General features: G+C 46.9%; 15 protein-coding genes. 8 read left to right on the forward strand and 7 right to left on the reverse strand.

What is annotated here, in order from left to right; translation table 11 throughout:
• Positions 1–147 precede the first annotated feature (147 nt).
• The gene (locus tag U0033_RS02595; protein WP_072357967.1) at positions 148–393 is read right to left on the reverse strand and encodes a hypothetical protein; all 246 of its coding nucleotides are present in this window, start codon (positions 391–393) and stop codon (positions 148–150) included.
• Between U0033_RS02595 and U0033_RS02600 the strand changes: the two genes are divergently transcribed.
• The 3 genes from U0033_RS02600 to U0033_RS02610 are packed head-to-tail and all read left to right on the forward strand — an operon-like array spanning position 392 to position 4,534.
• The gene (locus U0033_RS02600; protein WP_218163992.1) at positions 392–3,127 is read left to right on the forward strand and encodes an exo-rhamnogalacturonan lyase family protein; all 2,736 of its coding nucleotides are present in this window, start codon (positions 392–394) and stop codon (positions 3,125–3,127) included. The genes U0033_RS02595 and U0033_RS02600 overlap by 2 nt on opposite strands.
• Before the next feature lie 4 nt (positions 3,128–3,131).
• On the forward strand, positions 3,132–3,764 hold the full coding sequence (locus tag U0033_RS02605; RefSeq protein ID WP_177318556.1) for a DUF6250 domain-containing protein: 633 nt from the start codon (positions 3,132–3,134) through the stop codon (positions 3,762–3,764).
• Entirely contained in the window at positions 3,764–4,534 is a 771-nt protein-coding gene (locus U0033_RS02610; protein ID WP_072357962.1) for a rhamnogalacturonan acetylesterase, read from the forward strand. Before U0033_RS02605 ends, U0033_RS02610 begins: the two co-directional genes overlap by 1 nt.
• A gap of 44 nt (positions 4,535–4,578) precedes the next feature.
• Here the strand turns inward: U0033_RS02610 and U0033_RS02615 are convergent, their stop codons facing one another.
• Entirely contained in the window at positions 4,579–5,205 is a 627-nt protein-coding gene (locus U0033_RS02615; RefSeq protein WP_072357960.1) for a response regulator, read from the reverse strand.
• 520 nt (positions 5,206–5,725) lie between these two features.
• Here U0033_RS02615 and U0033_RS02620 point away from each other — a divergent pair.
• Together U0033_RS02620 and U0033_RS02625 are read left to right on the forward strand one after the other, a co-directional pair.
• The gene (locus tag U0033_RS02620) at positions 5,726–6,700 is read left to right on the forward strand and encodes a sugar phosphate isomerase/epimerase family protein (protein WP_072357957.1); all 975 of its coding nucleotides are present in this window, start codon (positions 5,726–5,728) and stop codon (positions 6,698–6,700) included.
• Positions 6,701–6,827: 127 nt separating this feature from the next.
• Complete coding sequence (locus U0033_RS02625) at positions 6,828–7,880, forward strand: phosphatidylinositol-specific phospholipase C1-like protein (protein ID WP_072357954.1); 1,053 nt, start codon at positions 6,828–6,830, stop codon at positions 7,878–7,880.
• A 118-nt stretch (positions 7,881–7,998) separates the two neighbouring features.
• Here U0033_RS02625 and sov read toward each other — a convergent pair whose 3' ends face one another.
• The 4 genes from sov to U0033_RS02645 form a co-directional block, all read right to left on the reverse strand.
• Entirely contained in the window at positions 7,999–15,225 is a 7,227-nt protein-coding gene (gene sov / locus U0033_RS02630; RefSeq protein ID WP_245801724.1) for a T9SS outer membrane translocon Sov/SprA, read from the reverse strand.
• Between the two features lie 321 nt (positions 15,226–15,546).
• Positions 15,547–18,024 carry a YfhO family protein gene (locus tag U0033_RS02635; protein ID WP_072357947.1) on the reverse strand — a complete coding sequence of 826 codons (2,478 nt, stop codon included), beginning with the start codon at positions 18,022–18,024 and terminating at the stop codon, positions 15,547–15,549.
• Between the two features lie 12 nt (positions 18,025–18,036).
• Entirely contained in the window at positions 18,037–19,362 is a 1,326-nt protein-coding gene (locus U0033_RS02640; RefSeq protein WP_072357944.1) for a hemolysin family protein, read from the reverse strand.
• 33 nt (positions 19,363–19,395) lie between these two features.
• On the reverse strand, positions 19,396–19,755 hold the full coding sequence (locus tag U0033_RS02645; protein WP_072357941.1) for a winged helix-turn-helix transcriptional regulator: 360 nt from the start codon (positions 19,753–19,755) through the stop codon (positions 19,396–19,398).
• A gap of 191 nt (positions 19,756–19,946) precedes the next feature.
• On the opposite strand from U0033_RS02645, the gene U0033_RS02650 reads away from it, so the two are divergent.
• From U0033_RS02650 to U0033_RS02660, 3 genes are all read left to right on the forward strand, one after another.
• Positions 19,947–20,471 carry a carboxymuconolactone decarboxylase family protein gene (locus U0033_RS02650; protein WP_072357938.1) on the forward strand — a complete coding sequence of 175 codons (525 nt, stop codon included), beginning with the start codon at positions 19,947–19,949 and terminating at the stop codon, positions 20,469–20,471.
• A 242-nt stretch (positions 20,472–20,713) separates the two neighbouring features.
• The gene (locus U0033_RS02655) at positions 20,714–22,867 is read left to right on the forward strand and encodes an alpha-galactosidase (protein ID WP_072357936.1); all 2,154 of its coding nucleotides are present in this window, start codon (positions 20,714–20,716) and stop codon (positions 22,865–22,867) included.
• Positions 22,864–24,351 carry an OmpA family protein gene (locus U0033_RS02660; protein WP_072357933.1) on the forward strand — a complete coding sequence of 496 codons (1,488 nt, stop codon included), beginning with the start codon at positions 22,864–22,866 and terminating at the stop codon, positions 24,349–24,351. Before U0033_RS02655 ends, U0033_RS02660 begins: the two co-directional genes overlap by 4 nt.
• A 7-nt stretch (positions 24,352–24,358) precedes the next feature.
• On the opposite strand, the gene U0033_RS02665 is transcribed toward U0033_RS02660, so the two are convergent.
• Positions 24,359–25,672, reverse strand: a complete 1,314-nt coding sequence (locus U0033_RS02665) for a sensor histidine kinase (protein ID WP_083571387.1) — start codon at positions 25,670–25,672, stop codon at positions 24,359–24,361.
• Between the last annotated feature and the right edge of the window lie 99 nt (positions 25,673–25,771).

The following is a 25,771-nucleotide window of genomic DNA, read 5'->3' on the forward strand; positions in this document are numbered from 1 at the left end:
ATTTTTACTCTGATGTATCGATTTATTGCGTTGTTATGCCCATGTTCCACGGTTTTTGGGCAAAGAAAAATGGAGTACCAGGACAATGGCATGGTGCTAGTACCTCATCAGCGGGAGAGTATAATCCTTAGCTGGCGGCTGTTAACATCAAACCCGGAACAGGCCGTTCCTGATATTCATCTTGGTGAGCTGGCAGCCATTTAGAGCGATCGGCTGTTGCTTACCAGCAATAGTGTCGTGCATGTGGTCAATGGCCCTGAAGGGGCCGGAAAAGTAACCCCCATACACCTCTACAGCGCCTTGCTGGTAAGTATAGTGCCATTGATGCGCCAGTGGGCGATGCATAATGACATCATCCTGAAGCAGGATTGGAGAATAGATACAAAGATTCATGTACCAGCTGCTACAGCGCTGGCATGTAAAAAACAGTCAGACCGAATATTGTAACAATATGGAAAAAGGTAATCTTTCCCGCAGGGAATTTATGAAGCAATCGATGATCATCAGTGCAGGTCTTCCCATAGCCACATCATTACAATCGTGGATGCCACCGGCAGGCGTGTCTTTGCAGTGGCTGGGCAATAAGGTGCCAAATCTCAGTATGGGTGCTACCTGGGGCGTACCATGGCCGCAGGGTGCCGTGAAGCAATCAAATGCGTTCGTGCTGGAGAGCAAAGGGCAAAATGTGAACCTGCAATCATGGCCACTGGCTTACTGGCCCGATGGGTCGCTGAAGTGGAGTGCACATGCAATCGGGGCTAACCAGGGCTTAACGGAGCAGCTGGTATTAAAGACCGGCACGAACACCAGGAGTAGCGGTGCTGTAGAAGTAAAAGAAAATGCAGATCATTTTTTGATTGACAATGGCGTAGTACAATGTACTGTTCAGAAAAATGGTGCACCCTTAATTCCTGCTATTTCAAAAAATGGGAAAGTGGTAGCGACAAAAGGCATCTTAGTGTTGGAAGTACAAAATGCGGCAGAAGCGGCGACTATTCATGATCATTATGAATCACAGGTCACTGAAATGATTGTAGAGCAATCCGGGCCTGTGAGGGCCGTTGTAAAAATATCAGGGCATCATGTCAATGCTGCTAAGCGTCATTTACTCCCTTTTATCGTACGGCTTTATTTTTACGAAGGGAGTGAAGCGATCCGCATGCTCCATACGATCATTTATGATGGAGATGAGAACAAAGATTTCATCAGTGGTATAGGCATCCGCTTCAGTGTTCCGCTCGAAGGGGAAACCTACAATCGCCACATTCGCTTTACAGGCGAAAAAGAAGGCGTTTTTGCGGAGGCAGTGAAGGGATTGACCGGATTGCGCCGTGACCCCGGGGAAGCTGCCAGAAAGGCCCAAATTGAAGGAAAAACAGTGTCGGATGTTTCCGCTATCAAAGACAAACTGCAATACATTCCCGATTTCGGTGATTATACCTTATTTCAGCCTACGCCTGATGCTTTTGAAATTCAGAAACGCACCAAAGAAGGGTATGGCTGGATTCAGTCTGCCTACGGCCGCAGGGCATCGGGTACCGCTTATGTCGGCACTCCCGGCGGAGGACTAGCCTTTGGCATCCGTAACTTCTGGCAAAGCCATCCTGCACAGCTGGATATCCGCAATGCGCATACATCTGAAGCGAACGTCACTATGTGGTTATGGGCACCGAAAGCTAACCCCATGGACCTTCGTTTTTACCACGACGGCATGGGCCAGGACACTTTTGAAAAACAGCGGGAAGGATTGGATATTACCTACGAAGATTACGAACCCGGTTTTGGTACACCCATGGGGGTGGCACGTACCAGTGAGGCGCAGATCTGGGTCTTGTCTGCTACACCTGATAATACGTTTCTGAGCCAGATTGCAGGCTACATCCAGGATCCTGATACCATCACCTGCGGAACAGATCAATGGCAGGTGGCTGGTGTATTTGGGGGTATCTGGAACCAGGCTTTCAATGCTTCTCCCACCAAAAAGAAGATGCTGGCGCAACTGGATTTTTATTTCGACTATTATCATCAGCAGGTGGAAGAAAGGCATTGGTACGGTTTCTGGAACTATGGTGATGTTATGCATAGCTACGATAGTGACCGGCATGTATGGCGCTACGATGTAGGTGGCTATGCCTGGGATAATTCTGAATTGTCTACAGACCTCTGGCTCTGGTATTATTACCTGCACTCCGGCCGTAAGGATGCTTTCCGCATGGCAGAGGCCATGACCCGGCATACGGGGGAAGTAGATGTACATCACATAGGCCGGTTTGCACCGCTGGGTTCCCGCCATAATGTACAGCACTGGGGATGTAGTGCAAAGCAGTTACGGATCGCTACCGTGGCCAACCGCCGTTTCTATTATTACCTGACGGCCGATGAAAGGGTAGGAGACCTGATGCAGGCGGAAGTAGATGCAGCATATACTTTACGCAGCATTGTTCCCGGGCGCAAAGTAGGTCAGCCTGCAAGTGATCCTGGTGGTCAATATGCAGGTGTATCGTTTGGCACAGACTGGGGTTCACTGGCCGCTGCATGGCTCACTGAATGGGAGCGGCACGGTACCCCACTGGCCAAAGAACGATTGCTGAACAGTATGCAGACGATCGCTGCACAACCACATGGATTCTTTACCGGTTCTGCAGAAATGGAACTTGCCAGCGGGAAATTTAAACCTGCCCCTACTGATAAGATCTCGGTATCTCACCTGAGCGCAGTATTCGGCTTGCCGGAAATCTGTATGGAGCTAGTGGCCCTCATTCCCATGCCTGCATTTGAAAAAGCATGGCTGGACTATTGTACCTTATACAATGCCACACCAGAAGAACAGAAAGCTGCACTGGGCAAACCTCTGGGTAAACTGAACCTGCGACAAGGGCATGCACGGCTTACTGCATTTGCAGCCCGCGTGAAGAAAGATCCCCTACTGGCAGCCCGTGCCTGGGAAGAATTCCTGGGTGGAGAAGCCGGCATTAAAAAAATGAACACAAAACTAAATGCATTGAATGGTCCTGCTGTATTAAACCCGGTTGAGGAAGCTACCGATGTATCCACCAATGCGGTGGCACAATGGGGCTTAACGGCAATGGCTATGTTAGACCTGGCAGGGAATGCTTACAATGAATAAAGGCATGAAACAACTACTGATTTTACTGTGCTTTTCACAGGTCGCCCTGGCACAGCAGGTCAAATTTACCTCGCCACTGGATACCAGTTTGTGGAAACCGGAAATAGCACCCAAAGAAAATTCCCGCGTATACACATCGAAGGGTAAACTGATAATGGATACCAAAGGCGGTGTGACCGTCTGGCTAAATAAAGAACTGCGTGGCAACTTTACCATTGAATATAGAAGAACTGTGTTGGTAGCGGGTGGTGTCAATGACCGGCTCTCGGATCTGAATATGTTCTGGATGGCGCAGGAGCCGGGTTTCCGCCGTCATGGTGTGCTGGAAGAATATGATTCCCTGCAACTGTATTATATCGGTATGGGCGGGAATACAAACAGTACTACCCGTTTCAGAAAGTATGAAGGCACAGGTGAGCGAAGACTGATCGGGGAATATACTGATAGTGCGCATTTACTGCAAGCGAATCATACTTACACTATTCGTATCGTTGTAAAAGATGGTACTACCAGCTTCTATGCCGATGGGGTACGATATTTTGAATACGCTGATCCTCATCCCTTACGCAAAGGCTATTTTGGGTTCAGGTCTACCTGGTCCAGACAAATAATTAGTGACTTTAAAATCTACCAGTAATGTACAAACTGTTGTTAACTATTTTCACCGCAGCATGTTTAATGAGCGCTGCACCGCAAAAGCCCACTTTATACCTGATAGGAGATAGTACCGTGAAAAACGGTAAAGACAAAGGAGATGGAGACTTATGGGGATGGGGCCATTTCATCGGCGATTCTTTTGATACGACAAAGATCAGCGTCGTCAATCGTGCACTGGGAGGTACCAGTAGCCGTACTTACAGAACAAAAGGATTGTGGGATGGAGTGCTTGCAAAACTGCAGGCCGGTGATTACGTCATCCTGCAATTCGGGCATAATGATGGCGCGCCATTGGATGATACTGCCCGTGCCAGGGGCACGATCAAAGGTATTGGTGATGAGCGGCAGGAAATATACAACCCTATTACAAAGCAACAGGAAGTGGTGCATTCCTATGGCTGGTATTTAACACAGATCATCAAAGAAGCAAAGGCAAAAGGTGCAACGCCAATTGTATGTTCACCCATTCCCCGCAATGTATGGAAAGATGGCAAAGTAGCGAGAAATAAGGAAGACTATGGACTGTGGGCAAAGCAGGTGGCGGAAAGGGAAGGAGTTGCATTTATTGATCTCAATGCACTGGTCGCAGATGTATATGACCAGGAAGGGGAAACAAAAGTAGCCAGTACCTATTTTGGCTCAAAGGATCATACACATACGATTGAAGCAGGAGCAAGGCTGAATGCGCAGGAAGTGGTGATTGGAATAAAAGGGCTAAGAAAGCTGCGCCTGAATAAATACCTGAAATGATTTACCTGCCCTGCCGGGAACCTTTGCCCGGCGGGGCTAATATCCTAGGAGTACAACTGTACTTTTTCTATCATCTCCACAATATTTGTTACCTGCAGTTTTTCGCAGATCCGCTTTTTATAAGTACTGACAGTAGATACCTGCAGACTCAGTTTATCTGCAATATCCGCGACACTCAATCCTTTTATCAGCAATTGCATAATATTGCTTTCCCTGTTAGACAGGCGATCCAGGGGATTGACAGTAGATTTCTTTTTGGTAATATTATTCAGCAGGGTTTGCTTCAATGCAGGACTTAGGTATTTTTCATCTCTCAGCAAGCTCTTGGTCGCATTCTTGATCTCCTCTATTCCCATTTTTTTTGAGAGAAAACCATCCGCACCCGCTTCAAGATAGCGCCAGCCAAAGATCTGTTCATCATAACTGCTGAAGATTAGAATTTTAATATCCGGATGCCTTAAACGGATAACATCCAACATCTGGTGATTATTACCACCAGGCATGTCGATATCCAGAATAACGAGATCAAATGGTTTGGAAGCCAGGATTTTCAAAGTATCTTCAAAACTCCCCGCTTCACTCACATGCGCATCGTCTATGGATTTTTGCAAAATGAGGGTTGTTCCGTACCGTACAACCTCCTGATCGTCTACTACTAAAATGTTAGGCATATGGAGATATTAGGTAAATATACGGGGTAACGCGTAAACATCAAAACGGGACGCGTCTTTTTTTGTAGTAAAAAAACTACAAGACAATACAAATAATTCTAACAATTCGATATATTAAGATATATAATTTTGTATTATGTGAATATGCAGAGCATGACGATTTAAAAACAGCTAAAATCAGGGGCAAACTTATTTAACGGAACCAATCTCCACGTAAATTAACTGAGAGTGAACATTACACGCAAGAGGCGTGTCTCTTTTTGCAATCCACCTAATTTATTTCCAACAGTGAACAATATAAGTAATTGAACAACAATGGTTGTTTAACGTACTATTACCTATCCTATATCCCTATCCTACGTACGAAAAAGAGGGCTTTTCTGTCTGGCCTCGGACAGCAAAAGCCCTCTTACTTTTTTATCCTACACTAATTTTTTGTACATTCAGCTTCCAGTGCTTCAAAAATAAGCACTAACCAGGAACTATTCTTATGCCCACGTTAAAAAACTAAAATATCATCATGAGCTCTCGAAGAATTTTTATGCAACAAGCCGGCCTGATCGCCGCCGGACTTATGTTGAACCCGTCGGACATCTTCAGCAGCAGTCGCGCAAACACGGTCTCGAAAATCGGTATCCAGCTCTACACCCTGCGGGGTCAGCTGACCAAAGACGTGAAAGACACCATCCGCAAAGTAGCAAAGACAGGCTATAGCCATGTGGAAACCTATTACGGTTATGGTGGCCCCGATCAGCCAGCTTCATTCTGGGGCCTTCGTCCAAAGGAACTAAAGGCGCTGCTGGCCGAAAACAAGCTCAGTACCCACAGCGGGCACTACCAGCTGAATGATTTCCTCACCAGGGGCAATGGCAAGGACGATGCCCTGAAGGCACAGCTGGAAATCGCCGCCAGCCTGGGTCAGCAATACCTGGTCGTACCTGTTCCTCCGATGAACCTGATCGGGAATTTAAGCGGTGCCGACTTCCAGTTCATGGCTTCGCAGCTAAATAAGGCCGGAGAACTGGCAAAGAAATCCGGTTTGAAAGTGGGCTATCACAACCACTTCTGGGAATTCAGGCAACTCCACGATGTAAAAGGCACCGGTTACGACATCCTGTTAAAAGAAACAGATCCGAACCTGGTGGTACTGGAACTGGACATCTTCTGGGCAGTGAAATCCGGCATAGACCCTATTGCCCTTTTTAAGGCGCATCCGGGGCGTTTCGTCATGTGGCACGTAAAAGATATCGACAAGTCAGCCGCTGGGAAAATAACAGGTCCTGGTGAAGACGAAAAGCCAATGCAGGACCTGATGGGTGAAATTAAGTTCGCCGAGGTAGGTACAGGTGTGGTCGATTTCAAAAAGATCTTTGCCAATGCCAGTGAATCAGGGGTGAAATATGCCTTTGTAGAGCAGGATCAGATCACGATTGACCCTTTTGACAGCATCAAAAAGAGTTACGATTACGTAAAATCAAACCTTTTAGTACGATAAGTATCTTAGGCAGGGGGCCCGTGCCGCCTGCCTGTATCACATGTTTGTGTTAGCTATTAATAGTTTCTTAATATACCCCATCAGAATTAATTTAAACCTTTGTCAGCAGAAATAATTTTACTGACAGATGAAAGCAGCCATGATTGCCCTGATGCTGGGTATTACAGCATTCGCGTTTCCCGGAGAGGACCAGTTACCGATTAACAAAGTACAACGCATCGGATCTCACAACAGTTACAAGATTGCCATTGACCCCAAAGTGATGGACATTATCCGCCAGCATAACGGAGCGGGTGCGTCAAGCCTGGAATATACCCACCTTTCGCTGGAAAACCAGCTGAATATGGGCCTGAGAGGCTTGGAGCTGGATGTATATGCAGATAGTGCAGGCGGTAAATATCAACACCCTTATGTGCTGGAGAAATTAGGTGTGAAACCGGTCTATAACACCGGGGTGATGAAAGAACCGGGTTTCAAGGTGTTCCATATGCAGGACCTGGATGTAAACAGTCATTGCCCTACTTTCAAAATGGCCCTGGAACAGCTGAAGAAATGGTCAGATGCAAATCCGGGACATTCGCCTGTGTTTATTACGATGAATGCCAAGGATGAGGTGTCCAAACGCGCTGAATTTACAAAGCCCGAGCCCTTTACACCTGCGGTGTATGACCGCCTGGATAAAGAGATCGTAGATTATTTAGGGAAGGATAAACTGATTACACCTGATGATATTCGGGGGAAGGAAAAGACACTGGAAGCAGCCGTGCTGAAAAATGGATGGCCGGCTACAGGCAAGGCGGGCGGAAAGTTCATTTTTATCCTGGATGAGCAGGATCCGAAGATGACGGATTATATGCAGGGGCATCCTTCGCTTCAGGGAAGGGTCTTGTTTGTGAATGCGCCGGCTGGTAAACCGGAGGCGGCGATTATGATTATTAATGATGCGATTAAAGACCAGCAGCTGATCCGTGATATGGTGGCTAAAGGATATATCGTGCGTACACGGGCAGATGCTGATACGAAAGAAGCCAGAACCAATGACTATACAAGGTATAAAGCCGCCTGTGAATCCGGTGCACAAATTATTACGACTGACTACTATACCAGGAGTACCTTATTCCCTTCTGACTATATCGTAAACTTTGGTGACGGTATTTACAGCCGGAAAGACATCCGGTAAGCACGGGTTTTACCCCTATGACCCGCAGATAAGCCGCCTATATCCCGCCTCTTATATAATGCGGGTTATAGGCGGCTTATTGGCGGGATATAGGCGGGTTATCTGCGGGATATCTCCCTTATTGACCAAAAACAAACCTGAGGCTCAGTCCACCCGTTGTTGTCACTGTAGGACTTGATGTGGATAATACAGGTATTGTTTGTTTCCTCGTATAATAAAATTTCAGATTCATCCGCTTGTTCAATACATAATCAATACTCGGTGCTATGCTAATCACCTTTTGCCCCGATGTAGGTGTCGAAATCCCGCCGTCCAGCTGGTTATTTACCGACTTCTCATCCCTGTAACTCAGATCCAGCCGCATATTCAGATCATTATCCAACTGATGCGAGCCATTCTTCCCTACGGCAAACGGCAATTTCAATCCTTTCAACCGGTACCCGCCCCCCAATGTGATCTCCGCTGTCCGCGCCTCTACCAGCTGATAATCCGTCAGACTTAAACTCAATGACCGGGTACGTTTATAATCCATATGCACATTCATATTGTTCTTCAGTGTCATGTCCACACCTAATAATGGTGATAACTGTTCTATCATCGTTACATTCGGCACGGTGTAATAAGGCACATAGTTGCCTGACACCGTGTCTATGAAACTGGGATTGCCCAGGGAATTCCTGTCCATGTAACTGGAAGATGAATTGTACGAGTTCATACTCAGGTTGCTCACATAAGAGTGGCTTATTGTAAGCGTCTGTACATAATCACTAAACGGCTCCAGCTTAGCCAGGCCATCGTAAGTAATGCGCCAGTTAGGCAAGGGGATGATATTCCTGAAAGGATTATTCCTGATCTTATCCAAACCATTCGTTGCAATCAATCCCACCTTGTTGGGATCCTGCCCGGTATAAGCCGCAATGAAAGAGGAGATCAATACATTCTGCTCATATTTGCCATAGCCATACATATACGAGTTATCGCTGGTATCATAAGTGGGCAATGCGGCATCCCGGGTATACGGGTTCTTTGACCAGTACCTCTTTGATAATACTGCCCTGTATCGCCTGAAATTTGTAAAGGCCGCTGCCAGTCCGCCTTTCATAAACAAGGTCTTCAGCATGATGGACGTTACCTGGAAACCACCTGTTTCATAAGCATCCAGGTGCTCGTAATTTCCTACCCCATACCTGTCTTTGAAGGTTTCTGAATGGTTCTTTGTAAATGTCTTTGTCAGGCTCATATTTATACGCAGCCCCGGCACGGGCTCTAACTGCGCCTGTACCTGCAGGTTTTGTGAGAACTGCTGTATGAACTGGTTGTTGAACAAAGTATCTGCTGAGATCAATCCTTTGGCGGCTTTTTTATCCAGCCAGTTTTTATTAGGCTGATAGCCGAATACAAAGGCCATTCCCGGTTCCATACTGCGCCAGTTCATGCCCAGGGCCTGTGTACTGTCCATCCATCCCGGCAGACTGGTATAGTTATTTTCGGAGTAGTTGATGTTGATCCGCCTGATGGCTAATATGGGTCTGAAGAGTGACTTTACCAATGATGAAATCTCCGGTAGCTGTTCCTCTTTTTTAGCTGGCTGGTTCTTTGCATTTGTCGTTGGCTTCGCCGCTTGCTTTGTCGCCGTAATCGCTTTCAGGAACTTCGATTTATTATATAGTTCCGTGAATTTAAACTCTGCCAGCACCGCTGTTACCTGCGTGTTTTCGATCGTATTTCCCTGGATCCGGTTAGCGCGTGAAGCAGCGGTCCATTTATACTGCGCTGTGTATTGTACTGCGAAATTCGTCCAGCTCAGGACCGGGATCTTTGACAAGGGGAGGGTATAGGTTGCATTGAAAGTCTGGAAGTAGTTGGTAGTACGACCCAGTTTCAGGAAATTATTCCATACCGTATCCCGCTTCGCAGCGGAGTTCAACCTGCCGGTCGGTTCATCAATGCGGGCATTGTTCGTTGCCGTCAGGTCCAGGCTCAGGCTACGTGTCAGATCCCATTTTAAACCATAGTAGCGGTCAAAGGTGAAGTACTTATTGTACGTCTCCGTCAGTTTGTAATTACTACCCACATTCCTGAGCTGTGTGGCACTGAATTGCCGGGTCAGGTCCGCCCGGAAACTGATCATCGATGGCAGTGGATTCAGGTTGATGTCTTTGAACACCATCACCCATGGCGATTTACTCCTGATGGTTTTCTTAAACGGCTCCCAGAATTTATTAGTACCAGCAAAGTTGTAACCCAGTACCCCCCTGTTTTTGCTGAGTTCATAATTCTCTGTCGTGGGGCTATGCATCTTTGTACCTGTATATGCATAGGTGAGGTCAAAGTTCTCCAGGCTCCATAGTTTCAGTTTCTTTTTGCCGTCACTCATCTTACGCATATTCGTCACGTTGAAGCTGGTAATGGTCGTCGCATCTTCTGCCTGTGTCTTAATAGAGTCTCTTTCGTGTTTATTAGCCGCTAATTTCAGTTTTTCTTTCAGTTTGATGTCCAGGTCAAAGGGATCCCATTCCGGCATGCTGGTGGTCCTGGATTGCCCGATATAGAGGGGTACCATCAGCCTTGCCCGCTTAGGTAGCAGTTTACCCATATCCAGGCTCAGGGATGCATCGTAAGAGACCAGGTTATCCTGGTAGCGTTCATTCACGCTTTGGTTCACGGCGCCATAACCTGCGGTGTGCATGGTACTGGTCACTGCCAGCTGACCCAGATCTGCCAGCTGCATATTCAACCTGCCGGTAGCGGCATAACCTCCTTTTTCATCCAGGCCTGTCAGTCGCAGTTCATCGAACCATACCTCCGCGTTTTTGCTCAGGCCATCATCCAGCGGGTTGTAAATGGCGATCATCATGCCTTCCACATCTCCCAGGTTCGGGTTACCGATCACCCCGATCACGTTTCCGTTTGCCAGTGTTTTTTCATAGAGGGCTGCGGTAGATGCACCTGCATTGTTACGGGTTTGCTTCAGGGTACTGAAATCCGTGAGGCTGATATCGATATTATTCGCCGTAGGCCAGATGGCCGCCTGTGCGGTAGCGCCAAAGGCTGTCTTGGTCAGTGGTATCCGGTATTCATAAAAGTTTTCTGTATAGTCACTCCCTACGCGGATCACTGCCTGCAGGTCTTTATCTTTTAAGCTGTTGTCATCATCCACCGCTTCTTCGTGTATGAACATCTGCAATTTTTTATACCTGCGCAGGTCCATGCCCAGGGTTTTGTATACCGCCCTGGATTTACCCTCCTGCAGTTTGTCCAGCTGTAAGGAAAGGGATTGCTCATTCATCAGCAAGGTGGTATTGCTGGTACTGAGTGTGCTCTCCCGCTGTAAGCCGGGCGGCAGCACATAATTGATGGGTGTACGGGAGGCGTTTTCTTCGATATTGACAGCGGTGGTATTGAAAGTAGTCGCATCATCTGTTGCAACGGGATCGCCGGAGCCGGTCTGTAATTCGTAACTATATTGCCGCCACTGGTTCCTGACCAATGCCAGTTTGCCGAAGCGCAGTACCACGGAATCGGAGAAATTCGTGAGGAACATCCGCATGAACTGGATAGACTTGAAATCGGCAATGCCGCCGATCGCCGCATTGTATTGTTCGATCGGTATTTTAAACTGGTACCAGTTTTCAGTGCCGGTGCTGCCGTTGGTATAAGTTACATTCGCGGCAACCTTGTCTACGATATAGTTCTGCCCGATTTCCATGTTAGGTGTCAGGTGTACACGGTACTGGAAATAGGCCTCTGTTTCATTCATGGTATTATCGAAATTCAGGTCTTCTGACTCCGGGATATTAGTAGCAGCAGAGGAGTAGGTAGATCCGCTGGTGGTAGCAGGTGAGTTGCCGTCGGACATTGCAAAGCGTTTGTAACGCGCCAGGATACCATATTTCTCTTTGTCATAATCATCGCCCCTGTAGTGATGGTAGTTGTCGTTAGAAGGGTCTGCGAGTGCTTTGGTATATACGTCTGCACTAACGCCGAAGTTAGTACGTAACTGGTTCAGGAAGTGTGTGCGGTAGGCTACTTCATCCGCGCTGCGCAGGCCATCGTAACCTACGTCCTGGTATTCTCTCACACTTTCGTCATTGTCAAATGCACGGGTCAGCTGTGTGGTATAGTTAGGTGTATGCCCCCAGGTACTGGAATCGTAGTTAAGTGTGGTGTTGGGTGCCTTCATCCCGTTTTCGAAGAACTTATAAGAGTCTTTCAGCACATCCTCAGACACCGCACCCAGGTTGAAATAGAGATCGCCACCGGTACTGGTTGCGTTTTTGATAAAAGGATCCTGTACCCAGAATTCGATATACTGAATATTAGATGTCTCAAAGTCTGTATTATCCAGTGCACGCATGATACCCGCCCAGTGTTTCTTCGGGTTATTCAGGCTACCATCTGCGTTTACTTCTGTGCGGCTGGCCTCAAAGTTATAGGGGCCGCGCTCTTTTGGGTAATACGCCAGGTCAAGTGTAGTCAGCTGTGTAGATGTATAATCTGTAGAGAGGTTTGGGAAGATCTCTTTCTGGTACACGATACGTGTGCGCGGATCAGACTGATCATCTTTCGTAATACCTGCCGGCTGACTGGATGTACTGTTTACCTGTAAGGTTGGTTCGATGATATACCAGGAAAGTAATGACCTGTTCCTGCCATAATCTACAGAGTCGCTCAGCGTCGCTTCCGGGAAGAGGATGTTGCCGGTGCCATCTGTTGCTCCTGCCGGGGTAGAGGCCAGTGCCCAGCTGCTGCTGGGTGTCTTCAGATCGTAGTTGCTTGCTGTACCTTCAAAGTCGTCGATGTATACCTGGCCTTCGCTGGAACCAAAGGCATTGATCAGTTTACTGTGCCCCGGGAACAGGCGGGCTACTTCACCCGTGAGACTAATAGCGGAAGGTGTTTTTGTGTTATAGTTAGGCAGTTTATTCAACAAGCGTGTCAGCCCTTTCCATTCAGAATTATAGTTACCATCCAGGCCTACCACCGTGTTATTGATCGGATCTTCGCCATAGCTCACCTTGGTGGTATATGGGCGTTCACTCATGTGTACGATGGTAGAACCGAAGTTCAGTTTCTCATTGACCGCGTAGTCAAAGCGGGTTCCTAAATAGTTACGTACCTGTTGTCCGTACAGGCCACTGTTTTCAAAAGAGACATTGATCGTGCTGCCGGAACTCAGGATTCCATCGTTGACGATCTTCACCCTGCCCAGGTTATAGTCTACGGTATAGTCGATGTTTTCTACCAGGGTTTTACCACCTGCTGTTACGGTGACAGAACCTGAGGGAATGTTGTATGCATTCAGGGAAACTTCAGAAGAGCTACCTGCTTTATAAGTTCCTTTGATGATGAACCTGTTGAGGGAAGAATACTGTTGAGCCGCCGTTTTAGTGGTATCATACAATTTCTTGAACAGGTATTGTTTTTCCAGTGCTGCATCTCCGCCAAAGGCTTTGGCAAGGTCTTTACCAAAAGGTTCGAGCACCGGGAAGATGAGTTTACCATTGGATACATCTACCGTATAGCCGCTCACAAAGTCAAACACTCCATCCGGCTGCGGATCGTTATTGGTATTCAGGTTGTCGAGATTCAGAATGGTAATGATGGGGGCACCGCTATAAGCGCCCACGGCATCCGGCAGATAGCGCCTGGGGCTGGCAGCGCGGGTATCGCTTCCGGGATCGTTGTAATAAACATCGGCAGAAAAGTCTGAAGCGCTTAACTGGTAACCACCTGTAGAATAAATGTTTTTCATCATCAGGTCCCATATAGGAAGGATAGGACGGGCAGCAGTTGCTTTCAGCATTTTCAGGAAGAGGATCCGGCTGTTGTTATTATTACTGGCATCCGGTGGTACATCCTGTGCAAAGTCACCCACCTTGTAAGTACGGCCATTGTAGCTATACTCAAACGCTACAGCCAGTACCTGGTCGGATTGCAGCGCACTATTCAGGGAAATGTAACCAAGTTTCTTATTGACGGTATATTCTGTACTATCCAGTTTACGTGCATAGGTTTTTTCGTAGTCCTGTACGGCAGAGAGACCGTAGGATTGTAATTGTGAGACGACGGTGCTGGCTTGCCTGGCGGCATCGTCAGCAGAGAGTTTGCTATAGAGATCGTTAATACCGTTGTAGGGTAGTTTGCCACTGCTCACTACGTGTACGGCATTGGTATTGTAAGGATTGTATTCTGCAAGGTCCATCAAACCTACTACGTTGCGCGTATTGGTAGTGGTACCGGTTTTATTGGTCACCCATACTTCAATGCGTGTAATATTGGAGAGTGAACGGATACTGGGTAGATTGCCCATTGCATAGTTAAAGGTGTCACGAAAGAACTGTGCGAGCAGGAAGTTTTTGTTTTCATCATACGCGTCTGCTTTGATGCTGTAACTGGTGGTCTGGTTTCCTCCTTTCAGGGTGAGTGTCTGCTTTTGTGACTTCTGACTGGAAAGCACGCTGGTCATGGTTAAGCGGCCAAACTGCAACTGTGTTTTTATACCAAACAAAGACTGCATGCCACTGATTAAGGTGGTTGGAAGTGCAAAGCTCACATTGCCGGCTTCCATCTTCTTTATGATCTCGTCATCGTAACCGGTGTATTCCAGTTTGATCTGGTTTTCGAAATCATAAGTGGACTGGGAATTATAGTTCGTGATGATCTTTAGTTTGTCGCCAATCTTGCCGGTCACATTCAGGTTGATATTCATGTTCATGTCAAACCCGCCACTGCGGCGTGCTTTCTCTGTCAATACCGGATTGTTGATATACTGGCCTGCATAGCCCATTGATATTTCAAGATAGCCCTGCGGTTTAATATCTACCTTATTGCCACCGAATAACCTGTCGAAAAGTGAATTGGATTTGTTGAGTTCAATACCATTGCTTCTGTTCAGATTTCCCAGTGTGGACGCACGTTTCATGAAGTACTCCTGCTCACTTTTCCGGGTCTGCATCTGGTAGAAATCCTGGAAGCTCATAGACGTAGGGTTCCTGTAATATTTATCACCGATCTTTTCAGAGATAATATATTCTTTTGTGTCAGGATCGTATTCTACATCCCGCTTTATACCTTTTGGATCTTTCAGGTCGATAGCGTTCTGCACAGGCTCTACAAGCTGCGGGGAATGCCTGTCTCTGATAGGATATTTTAAAGTATCCACCATGTCTTTCACAGGTATGATGGAGTCATACACAGCGGGATGAGGAGTAGCGGTCATTGGATAGTAACTAAGGCCCCTGGCTCCTCTCGCCGCTGAATCTACCATGAAAAAGGTCACTATACTAAATACAGTCAGGGCAGCATAGTGCTTTCTAAGACGTTTTCTAAGGGATTTCTTCACGCGTTCTTTCTATAGCAGCAATTCGTAAATACCAATAAATACCAGCCCGTATAGTCCGACTATACGAAATGCAGCTTCGCTTCAAACGGGCATTTTTACAGTACTATTGTTTGTTGGCTACAGACAGGAGAAATGTATAGATGAAATGGAGTAGTTGATAGCCGAAGGGCAATACAGCCCTGAATTTGACGCAAGATAGGGGAATTTGCTTTCGCAAAGCAGTAATCGGTTTTTTTTACTGCGAACAGGAGAAATGTATAGATGAAAAAGCAAAAGTCCGCCTTCATTTTTTTGAAGGCGGACTTTTGAAAAGGATATGAATTATTTCTTCCGGAAATACAATGCAAGACTTCCTGCTAATAAAATCAACATCACGATATAACTACCGAGCGATAACTTAACACCTGCATAATATGCCTGCGGTGCAAAGATGAAAGTAAGCTTATGCTCACCTGCCGGCACCGACATACCCCTTAAAGCGTAGTTTACCCGACAATAAGGCGCTTCTTTTCCATCAATGTATGCCTGCCATCCCTGGCGGTAATACACCTCAGAAAATACGGCAAATTGCGGGGATGCGGCTTTTGATGTATATGCGATGGTATCCTGGTGATTATATAATAATGAGATCCTGGCACTGGAATCAAACTGGAAATCAGTTTTTACCAGCGGCTTGTATTGTGCATCGATCACCACTGTATCTTTTGGATGGAAATTCGTCAGTGCATTCATTTCGGCATCTGCATTTGGTACCCATTGTATCGCTTTCACAAACCATGCATTACCCAGGGCATCCGGGTTCTGGTGTACGGTAGGGCCTTCCACGCCGTTCGTGATAATGTACTTTGTATTGAGCATGTTCAGCACCTGCATGTTGTTCTGACTGATCTGTCTTTCGATCAGGTCCTGGTACAGTTGCAGTTTGGCTGCGTGATAACCACCTACGCTCTTATGGAAGTAAGAAGTCATCGCATCCTGGAATGGATTACGGGTCAGGTTGAATACACGGTAATAAGGGTCTTTATCCTGCAGGATCTGCAGATCCGCAGGGGAGGCCTGGAATGGCATACTATAAGATCCGGCATCCATAAAACTATCTTCGTTCAGGTAGCGCCTGTCTACCTGTATCAGGTCGATCATAATTAAGATGGTGATACCGATAGCCAGGTAGCGGGCCTGCAATTTTCCTTTTACAAAGAACCACAGCAACCCAAATGCAAATGCGGCAAAGAAGATAGAACGGAATACATCTTTTCTGTACAGATCTGCCCTGTCTGCACGGGTAGCAGCCATCAGGTTATCTGCGATGTCAGTACGCCCCTGTGCTATTTGCACCAGCTGACTATGAAACTGGTCATCACTGTGCGGGTTTGCGTGATCGCCGCTTTCATTGGTATAGCGTGCACTGGTAGATGCCAGTAATAATAGCAGCAGCAGACCGCCGATAATATAACCGGACCATTTCAGTTTCTTTAGTAATTCTTCCTTTTTCATTTCATGGCTGACCAGTTCCTGCAGGGCCATTACGGCCAGGATCGCAAAGGATAGCTGCGGAATGATCAGTGCCTGCGAAGGAGCCCGGAACTTATCATAGAAAGGGAAATGATCGAACATGAAATAGTTGAACGCTGCAAAATTGCTACCCCATGCCAGGAGGATGCCCAGCACGGAAATGCCGATGAGCCACCATTTGTGCCAGGAGCGGATGATAAACATGCCGAGCAATGCCAGCAGGCAAACAATTACACCGAGGTACACCGGTCCTGATGTGCCCAGCAGCGACTGATCTCCCCAGTAAAGGTTCCAGTTGCTTACCATGCGTTCTGCGTCGTTCGCAGGTACGCCGATATTCGTGAGTGTTTTATATGTATTTGAGTGCTCGTCCAGTTTTCCCCCCGAGGCACCTCCATAAATATCTGGTGCAATCAGGGTGAGGGTTTCAAACTTACCATAGCTCCATTGAAAAGCATATTCCTTGCCATCGTGTTGCTCGGCGGTTTCACCCGGTAAAGGACTGAGGGCTGATTTGCCGCCCCTGTTACTTTCCTTCGAATATTGCCAGGTGGTCCAGAGGTTGACGGCACTAGAGGCCAGGGCCAGTCCTACCGCCAGGCTAACCAGCAAGGTACCTGTAACGAGGTGACGGAAGGCCTTCTCCCTGATGCAATGTACCGCATAGGCAATACCCAGGATCCCGAGGATCAGGAAGAAATAATACGTCATCTGCAGGTGATTGGCCTGTATGAGGTAGGAGAGTGATAAGGCCATGATACCGGTACCTGCCAGGTAATTACGTCTTGTAATCAATATCAGGCCTGCTATGACAGCCGGCAGGTATGCCAGTGCCACCATCTTGGTATCATGCCCTGTAACGATGATGATGGGTGAATAACTGGCATAGGTATACGCTACGGCACCGGCAAAACCGATCCAGGGGCGTGCACCGATTACGACACAGAGTAAATAGAAACAAAGTGCGGAAAGAAACAGGACATTGATCGGCTTCGGTAATCCCAGGGTAAGGATGGCGGGAATAGCACTATCAATGTGATAAGGAGACTCCATGGCCAGCTGGTAGGTAGGCATACCGCCAAACATACTGGTGGTCCATAAAGGCGGAATACCATGTTCCTTTTTGTAATCCATGGATTCCTTTGCCATTGCCTGCCACTGCACGTTATCACTCTGGCTGATGACCTTATCATCTAAAACAGGTTTGCAATACAATACCGCCAGTACCAGCAAGGCGACGATGGCGCCCAGGTGCGGTAACAGGGATTTAAACCAGCTGGGTTTCATAGCAGAATTTTATTATTCTTCGTCTTCTTTAGGTTCGTTTTCGATGTTGCTGATATGCACTTTGGCAATGCGGTGCTGGTCCATTTTTACGACTTCCATCTTCAGGTTCTTCCATTCCAGGCTGTCACCGCTCTGCGGGATCTTACCCAGTTTGTCGAGGATAAAACCACCCAGGGTTACGAAGTTCGTCACATTTACTCTCTGCTGGTCGGTATCTACGCCAATCAGTTCCAGGAACTCTACGAAAGGCAGCTGACCATCTACGATCATACTACCATCTTCATGACGGGTTACTTCGTATTCGAATTCGTTCGTTTCAGAGATATCACCCACCAGTGCATCTACGATGTCATTGATGGTTACAAGGCCTTTGATAGAGCCAAATTCATCCACCACCATGGCCTGGTAAATACGCTCTTTTTTGAAGAGTTCCAGCAACTGGTAAGTACGGTTATGAACAGTCACCACCAGCAGTTTGCGGCTCAGGGAGGAGAGGTTGGTGATAGCGGTGCTGAAATTATCACTCAGCAGGTCTTTGGAGTAGACAAAGCCGGTGGTATGATCCAGGTCGCCGTTGGCCAGCGGGTACATGGTATGTTTATGTTTCAGGATCTTGGCTTTATTCACTTCCGGGCTATCCTGTATATCGAGCCAGATCACCTCATTTCGTGGGGTCATGAGGGTAGATACATGGCGGTCGCCCAGGTTGAATACGTTTTGGATCAGGGCTTTCTCAGTTTCTTCGATCACACCGCCCTGGTGGCTTTCGGCAATGATGACACGGAGTTCTTCTTCCGTGTGTATGTCTTCATTTTCATGAACGGGGGTGATGCCGATAATGCGGAGGATCACATTGGCCAGCCCGTTCAGGATCCAGATGAATGGACGGAAAATGATATAGAATAATTTCAGCGGCACTGCCACGGTAAAGGTAGTAGGCACCGGTTTGCGGATAGCGAGCGATTTAGGGGCCAGCTCGCCAAATACGATGTGCATGATAGTGATGGCCAGGAATGCAAAACCGATAGAGATTTTCTGTGCCAGGCCAGCATCGGGTTGGAAACCCAGGGAGGTAAATATGTTTACGATCATTTCAGTCATCACCTTTTCGCCTACCCAGCCAAGGCCAAGGGAAGCGAGGGTGATACCTAACTGGGTGGCAGCCAGATAGCCGTCAAGGTTATTCAGGATGTCTTTCGCGATTTTTGAAACCGTTTTGTTACGACCTGAGTTGACTTCTATCTGCGAGGATCGGACCTTAACGATAGCAAATTCCGCTGCCACGAAAAAACCGTTTAACAGCACCAGGAAGATGGTAAAAAATATTTCTATGCTCATTATTGCGTGTCTTAATTATATTTTAAAGGCAAATTATTCGATTGTTTTTTGAGGTCTGTGTATATCACCCCATTCAGAAATGATCTGTAACATAGGTTGGAGTGAAGCTCCATCTTTGGTGAGTTCATATTCCACCCTGGGAGGCACTTCCGCATATACAAGGCGGTTGATCAGACCGTCCTTTTCCAGTTCTCTCAACTGAAGGACCAGGATTCTTTCAGATACATCGGGAATAGATTTTTTCAGTTCACTGTACCGCAGTTTGCCATTCAGGAGGCTCCAGAGGATAGTCGGTTTCCATCGGCCGCCTATAAGGTCCAGCGTATACGCCATGCCGCAGTTGTTGCTGATTTTATTCCTGTTCAATGTATTAGCTGAGCTTTCTTTTCTCATTACTTACATTTTTGTCAGTACTCTATAAAAGTATCAGTACCTCCAAAGTTACGGTTTAACAGTTAAAGGAAAAAACTATTATGAAAGGTATTGTCGTTCTATTGTTTTGTACAAGTCGCAGGCCAATTTATCCAAATTAGTCTACCCGGGGTGACAGGAAAGTCGTATTTTAGGTAATATAACCCTTACATATGCCCAGAATTAACCCCCTTCCCCTCGCGGAAACCCCCTACAATGTACAGATGGCCTATACGGCACACAGCACCCGCTACAATGCCAGGATCACCAATATGAAAGCAACTTTAGGCCGTTCACTGGTCGCTTTTGAGGTGTATATGAGCTGGTACCCCCTGTATGAGCAGATCAAAACCTTTATTGGCAAGCGGCCTGCCTGCCTGTTCGCGTATACGGTATCTGCAGGCAGTAATTGCCAGTTTTGCAGTGCCTATTTTCGCAAAATAATGATCGATAATGACCAGGTGCCGGAGGAGCTGGAATACGCCGGAAATGAGCAGCTATTGATAGATTTTGGAAACGCCATTGCCCTGAATCAAGGTAGGATTCCTGACGAATTATTTTCGCAGGTAACGGGATTGTATACCCCGCAACAGGTAGTCGAACTGGTGGCCTTTGCCGGCCAGATGATCGCTTCCAGCGTTTTTAACAATGTAATGGAAACAGAGATAGACGAATATCTTTCGTCCTATGCACAATAGCCTTGCTATTATTGCCGGTGCGGGCCACCTTAGTGCGTTAACCCTGCCGGCAGATGGGGGCACCCCGCCGCTGTAGCGGTAACAAAACCATTCACTTATCCCGGGGTAACCCTGATGAACTGGCCATAAAATAGATCGCTATTCGAAATTCATAATTGCTATTTGAGTGGGAATTGAAATGAGTGCTGGTAAAAGTTGAAAAAAAAGTAATAGCTTAACCAGCTAATTAACCATTTTACGTTATGATTAAACAGGTCTCTATTGCCCTTATTATTTTTTGCTGCTTACCGGGTATCCGCCTCTTTGCACAGGAACGATTTACTGTCGGCACAGATCATTTGCAACTTGATTTTGAAGTGGATGGGAAAGGACGATTATTGCAGAAATATTTTGGCCCTACACTCGCAGATGGCGGCGATCAACTCCGCCCCCTAGAACGCTGGGAAGCCTATACACCCGCTGGTACCAATAACCTCTTTGAACCTGCCATACAGGTAACGCATACCGATGGTAACCCTTCGCTGGAGCTCCTCTACAATACCCGCAACACGGTGAAGACGGATGACAACGTAACTGCTACTACGATCACCCTGCGTGATCCAAAATATCCTTTTACCGTATTACTGCATGTGAATACCTATGCGAAGGAGGATGTTTTCAAAGTATGGACAGAAATCAGTCATAAGGAGAAAGGAGCAGTGGTACTCGCTAATTTCGCATCATCAATGCTACATTTCAATGCACATAAATACTACCTCACCAATTTTCACGGTGATTGGGCAGAAGAAATGAAGATGGATGAAAATGAACTGACCAGTGGGATCAAAATTCTTGATTCTAAACTGGGTACCCGTGCAGATATGTACCAGATGCCCTTTTACATGGTTTCTTTAGATGAACCTTCTACTGAAACACATGGCGCAGTGATGGCCGGTACACTGGCATGGACAGGCAATTTCCGCTTTGCATTCGAGGTGGATGAACTGAATATGCTGCGTGTCATTTCAGGGATGAACACCTACGCTTCCCAATATAAACTGCAACCCGATCAGCCGTTTGAAACACCTGCATTTATATTCTCTTACAGTCAGAATGGTCGCGGTACCATCAGCCACAATTTCCATCGCTGGGGCGCTAAGTATGGTGTGATCGATGGCGAACAGCCACGTACCGTATTGCTCAATAACTGGGAAGCTACCGGGTTTGATTTCAATGAAGAAAAACTTACTGCATTATTTGGTGATGCACATAAATTAGGTGCAGACCTGTTCCTGCTGGATGACGGTTGGTTTGGTAATAAATATCCCCGCAATGCGGACAATGCAGGCCTGGGCGATTGGCAGGAAATGCAGGCGAAACTGCCGCATGGACTGGGCTACCTCGTAAAAACTGCAGCGGAAAATAAAGTGAAATTCGGCATCTGGCTGGAACCTGAAATGGTGAATCCTGCCAGCGATCTGTACCACCAGCATCCTGACTGGATCCTCAAACTCCCTAACAGAAGTGAAGATTATTATCGTAACCAGCTGGTACTGGATCTTGTGAATCCAAAGGTACAGGACTTCGTATACAGCATTGTAGATAACATGATGACTGCAAATCCAGGCATTGCGTATATCAAGTGGGATTGTAACCGTATGATCACGAATGCCTATTCTCCTTACCTGAAAGACAACCAGTCTGCCCTATATATTGAATATACCCGCAGCCTGTACCAGGTACTGAAACGTATTCGTGGCAAGTATCCGCACCTGGCCATTATGCTGTGTTCCGGCGGTGGTGGCAGGGTGGATTATGGTGCCCTGCAATATTTCAGCGAGTTCTGGGCGAGTGATAATACCGATCCATTTGAAAGAGTTTTCATTCAATGGGGATATTCTTATTTCTTCCCTTCCTTCACCGTGGCAGACCATGTGACCTCATGGGGCAGGCAATCCCTGAAGTTCCGCACTGATGTAGCGATGATGGGCCGCCTGGGATACGATATTAACTTAGATAAATTCACTGCAGATGAATGGGCGTTCAGTCAGCAGGCCGTAGCAAATTATAAACGCCTGCAGCCGGTACTGGCCCATGGCGACCTGTATCGTCTCATCTCTCCTTACCACGAAAACAGGGCAGTGCTCATGTATGTAGATCCTGCTAAAACTAAATCCGTATTATTCGCTTATAACCTGCATACCCGTTTCGGTGAAAACTTTGCCCCGGTAAAGTTACAGGGTCTCGATCCGCGCAGGCAATACAGGGTGACGGAAATCAACCTGAAGCCCGGCGAAGAATCTCATTTATATGAACACAATAAAATATTTTCGGGTGATTATCTCATGAAGGCGGGTATCAATGTATCTGGTCATGAGCCATTATCCAGCAAAGTATTGGAAATTGTGGCTGAATGAAATTCAACCTACTGATATTATTATTTTGTTACTGTACGAATTGGCTGACGGCACAAAACATAGTGCCGAATGCCAGTTTTGAAGAAGTAAATATCTGCACGGAATACATAGCGCCCTGCGCTCCCTGCGGGTGGATGGCTGTTGCGCCGGAGATGATCAAGATGAAATATCTCTGCAATGGTGCCGCTTTGCAGGGGCAGCACTATGTATCCCTGTTGCAGGAAGGGCCTGTCGAAAACCCTGATTCCAGGGTATATATACAAACCCGCCTGCTGTGTCCTTTGCAAAAAGGTCAGGCGTATAAGATAAAAGTGTATATGAATACGGAGAACTACCCCTTGAGGATCGGGCTTCGTTTCGATACAGCGTTTATCTTTAGTGAGAGTACCGGTTGCCTGCCGCAGCCGGTGAGCGTGGAATTGAAGGAAGAATACGAGCAAAAGAAACTATGGCATACCAAAATGCCCTGGTATATTTTAGAGAAGACTTATGTAGCAACTAATAATGCGACTCACCTCATAATCGGTAACTTCAAAGCACCGATCCGTAAGAATGGTTTCTCCGGTTATAGCAATGCGCAGTTACTGATAGATAGTATAAGTATCACTGCCGTCAATGAGCAATTACCACTGTGTGCGGATACAGCGGCTACCCGTGCAGCCCTGTACGCGGAGCATCACAGGCATTCTATTCCGGATGACCTGACACCGGGTAGGGCTGTAGTGCATACGCTGAATGGCAGTCATGAAGGATGCGATACATTGATCCTGAAAGATGACCTGTTCAACCAGGACCGGACAACCATCAGTGAGCGTTATAAGCAACAGATCAATGAGGCATTGAAGCATTACAAGGGGGATACGGGTATGCGTATCAAACTGGTGGGGCATGCCTGGCAGGCCGCTTCAGAGGAGTACAACAAAATCATCTCTTTTGATAAAGCGAAAGCAGTGGCTACTTACCTGGTATATAATGAAGGCTACAGCTTTGATGATTTCCAGATCAGCGGGGAAGGGAAATCCAATCCAAGATATGATACTGCCGATGGTGCGGGCGATAATAACAGGGTAGAGATGATCCTGTGCCATGTAGCGCCGCCACCTGTTTTGGTTGTAAAAAAGCCCGTACTACCACCGGATACCCTGGTGATACCCGATATATTATTCAAGTTTAACAGCAGTGAGTTAAATCCGGCCCTGCATGCAGCACTTGATAGTTTGATGAAAAAAATACCCAGCGATGGAAGTGTGCAATTGCAGGTGACAGGCCATACTGATAATGCGGGTAATGATGATTATAATTACAATCTATCATTGCGTAGAGCGAATGCTGTAGCAGGGTATATGCAGCAGTATGGAGTAGGGAATGATATCCGGCAGATCAGTGGTGCAGGGGAATCCCAGCCGGTAGCGGATAACAAGACGCTGGAGGGGAGAAGGAAGAACCGACGGGTGGAGATTATTATTTTTCATACAACGGATTGAGGTAATTTTATGCCGAAACCCGGCCTTCATTAACCGGATCGGCCACCGGTATGGTTGCATAAAACGTTGTTCCTTTGCCCGGCACACTCTCAAACCACAATTCTCCATGCTGCAGGGATTGCAATTCCTTACAAAGCACCAGGCCGAGGCCAATTCCTTTTTCATTGTTCGTACCAAAAGTCGATTGCGTCTTCAGCGAGAAGATCTCTTCTTTATGTGAGCTGTCAATCCCGATACCATTATCCGTCACCATCAGCTTACAGATGCCATCTTTCACACTCAGGCCGATGGTCACATGTCCATTATTAGGTGTGAACTTAATAGCGTTATTGACCAGGTTCCTGATAATCAGTTCCAGCATGTTATTATCTGCCATCACATACACCGCGGGATCAATTTTGGAGGTCAGTGTCACATGCTTCTTTTCGGCCAGGATCTGCTGAATGCCCAGTACCCGCTGCACTACTTCGTATACATGTACAGGTGATAGGCGTACCCCACGGCCATCCATCTGCATCTTGGACCAGGTGAGCAGATTCGTGAGCATATTGGAAGTATTCTTGGTCATGGTCAGCAGTTCATCTCCCAGCATTTTGCGCTCTTCTTCAGACAGTTCGTATTCTGCAATCAGATGCAGGGTTGTAATGATCGAGTTGAGCGGACTTTGCAGATCGTGGGCGATGATAGAGAACAGCTTATCTTTTTTCTGGTTCAGCTGTTCCAGGTTCGCATTCTGAATATCAATTTTGTCGGCCCTGTCCTCTGCATTTTTCTTTTCCCTGTTGTAATTATTACGCAGGTAATTAGTGATCAGGAAGGTGCAGGTCAGGGTTACGAAATAGCTGGATGCGAGGTCAATGTACCGTTTCTGTGCACTCTGGTAACTATCGGCAATCCAGCTGGGGTGCAGATATTCATTTGTGAGGAGGGCTATAGGAATAAGCAGGTGCAGGGAGGCCCAGAGCCAGTGTTGTTTCCGCGGACTAAATGCAATCAGCAAATTGAAGGTCAGGAAGAACAATAGGAGGGCGGGACCATGACTGCCGGAATTCAGGTAAAATGTAGCGGTGAGGGTGATGTAGCTGACAATGACATAAGCCAGCATACTGACATTGTAAATGCGTTTAAACCGCGAGAGCCAGAGAAAAAATACCTGCAGGACCAGCAACACCAGCACAATGATCCAGATCGCAGTAATGCCCAGCCACATGTTGAACGGCAACAGCACAGTAAGAAGTGCCATGGTGATGACACTGATGGAGTTAAAAGCACGGTTCTCCAGCGAAAACTCCGCCGGATCTCCTACTAGCTTTTCCCACAAGTTGGTAAGTTGACGCAATACATTTCGCAATTGTGAGTCTTTATTAGTTAGTCGATTGTCCCTCGGTAGTACTTACAAAGGTCGGGGATGCAACTTAAA

It is taken from the genome of Chitinophaga sancti, from assembly GCF_034424315.1.
GTDB classification, from domain to species: Bacteria; Bacteroidota; Bacteroidia; order Chitinophagales; family Chitinophagaceae; genus Chitinophaga; species Chitinophaga sancti.

What these genes read in the sequence shown, in the direction of transcription:
- U0033_RS02610 (WP_072357962.1), top strand. Translation starts at nt 3,764, where the DNA reads ATGTACAAACTGTTGTTAACTATTTTCACCGCAGCATGTTTAATGAGC.
- U0033_RS02605 (WP_177318556.1), top strand. Translation starts at nt 3,132, where the DNA reads ATGAAACAACTACTGATTTTACTGTGCTTTTCACAGGTCGCCCTGGCA.
- U0033_RS02595 (WP_072357967.1), bottom strand. Translation starts at nt 393, where the DNA reads ATGAATCTTTGTATCTATTCTCCAATCCTGCTTCAGGATGATGTCATT.
- U0033_RS02650 (WP_072357938.1), top strand. Translation starts at nt 19,947, where the DNA reads ATGCCCAGAATTAACCCCCTTCCCCTCGCGGAAACCCCCTACAATGTA.
- U0033_RS02645 (WP_072357941.1), bottom strand. Translation starts at nt 19,755, where the DNA reads ATGAGAAAAGAAAGCTCAGCTAATACATTGAACAGGAATAAAATCAGC.
- U0033_RS02620 (WP_072357957.1), top strand. Translation starts at nt 5,726, where the DNA reads ATGAGCTCTCGAAGAATTTTTATGCAACAAGCCGGCCTGATCGCCGCC.
- U0033_RS02625 (WP_072357954.1), top strand. Translation starts at nt 6,828, where the DNA reads ATGAAAGCAGCCATGATTGCCCTGATGCTGGGTATTACAGCATTCGCG.
- U0033_RS02640 (WP_072357944.1), bottom strand. Translation starts at nt 19,362, where the DNA reads ATGAGCATAGAAATATTTTTTACCATCTTCCTGGTGCTGTTAAACGGT.
- U0033_RS02660 (WP_072357933.1), top strand. Translation starts at nt 22,864, where the DNA reads ATGAAATTCAACCTACTGATATTATTATTTTGTTACTGTACGAATTGG.
- U0033_RS02615 (WP_072357960.1), bottom strand. Translation starts at nt 5,205, where the DNA reads ATGCCTAACATTTTAGTAGTAGACGATCAGGAGGTTGTACGGTACGGA.
- U0033_RS02655 (WP_072357936.1), top strand. Translation starts at nt 20,714, where the DNA reads ATGATTAAACAGGTCTCTATTGCCCTTATTATTTTTTGCTGCTTACCG.
- U0033_RS02635 (WP_072357947.1), bottom strand. Translation starts at nt 18,024, where the DNA reads ATGAAACCCAGCTGGTTTAAATCCCTGTTACCGCACCTGGGCGCCATC.
- U0033_RS02600 (WP_218163992.1), top strand. Translation starts at nt 392, where the DNA reads ATGTACCAGCTGCTACAGCGCTGGCATGTAAAAAACAGTCAGACCGAA.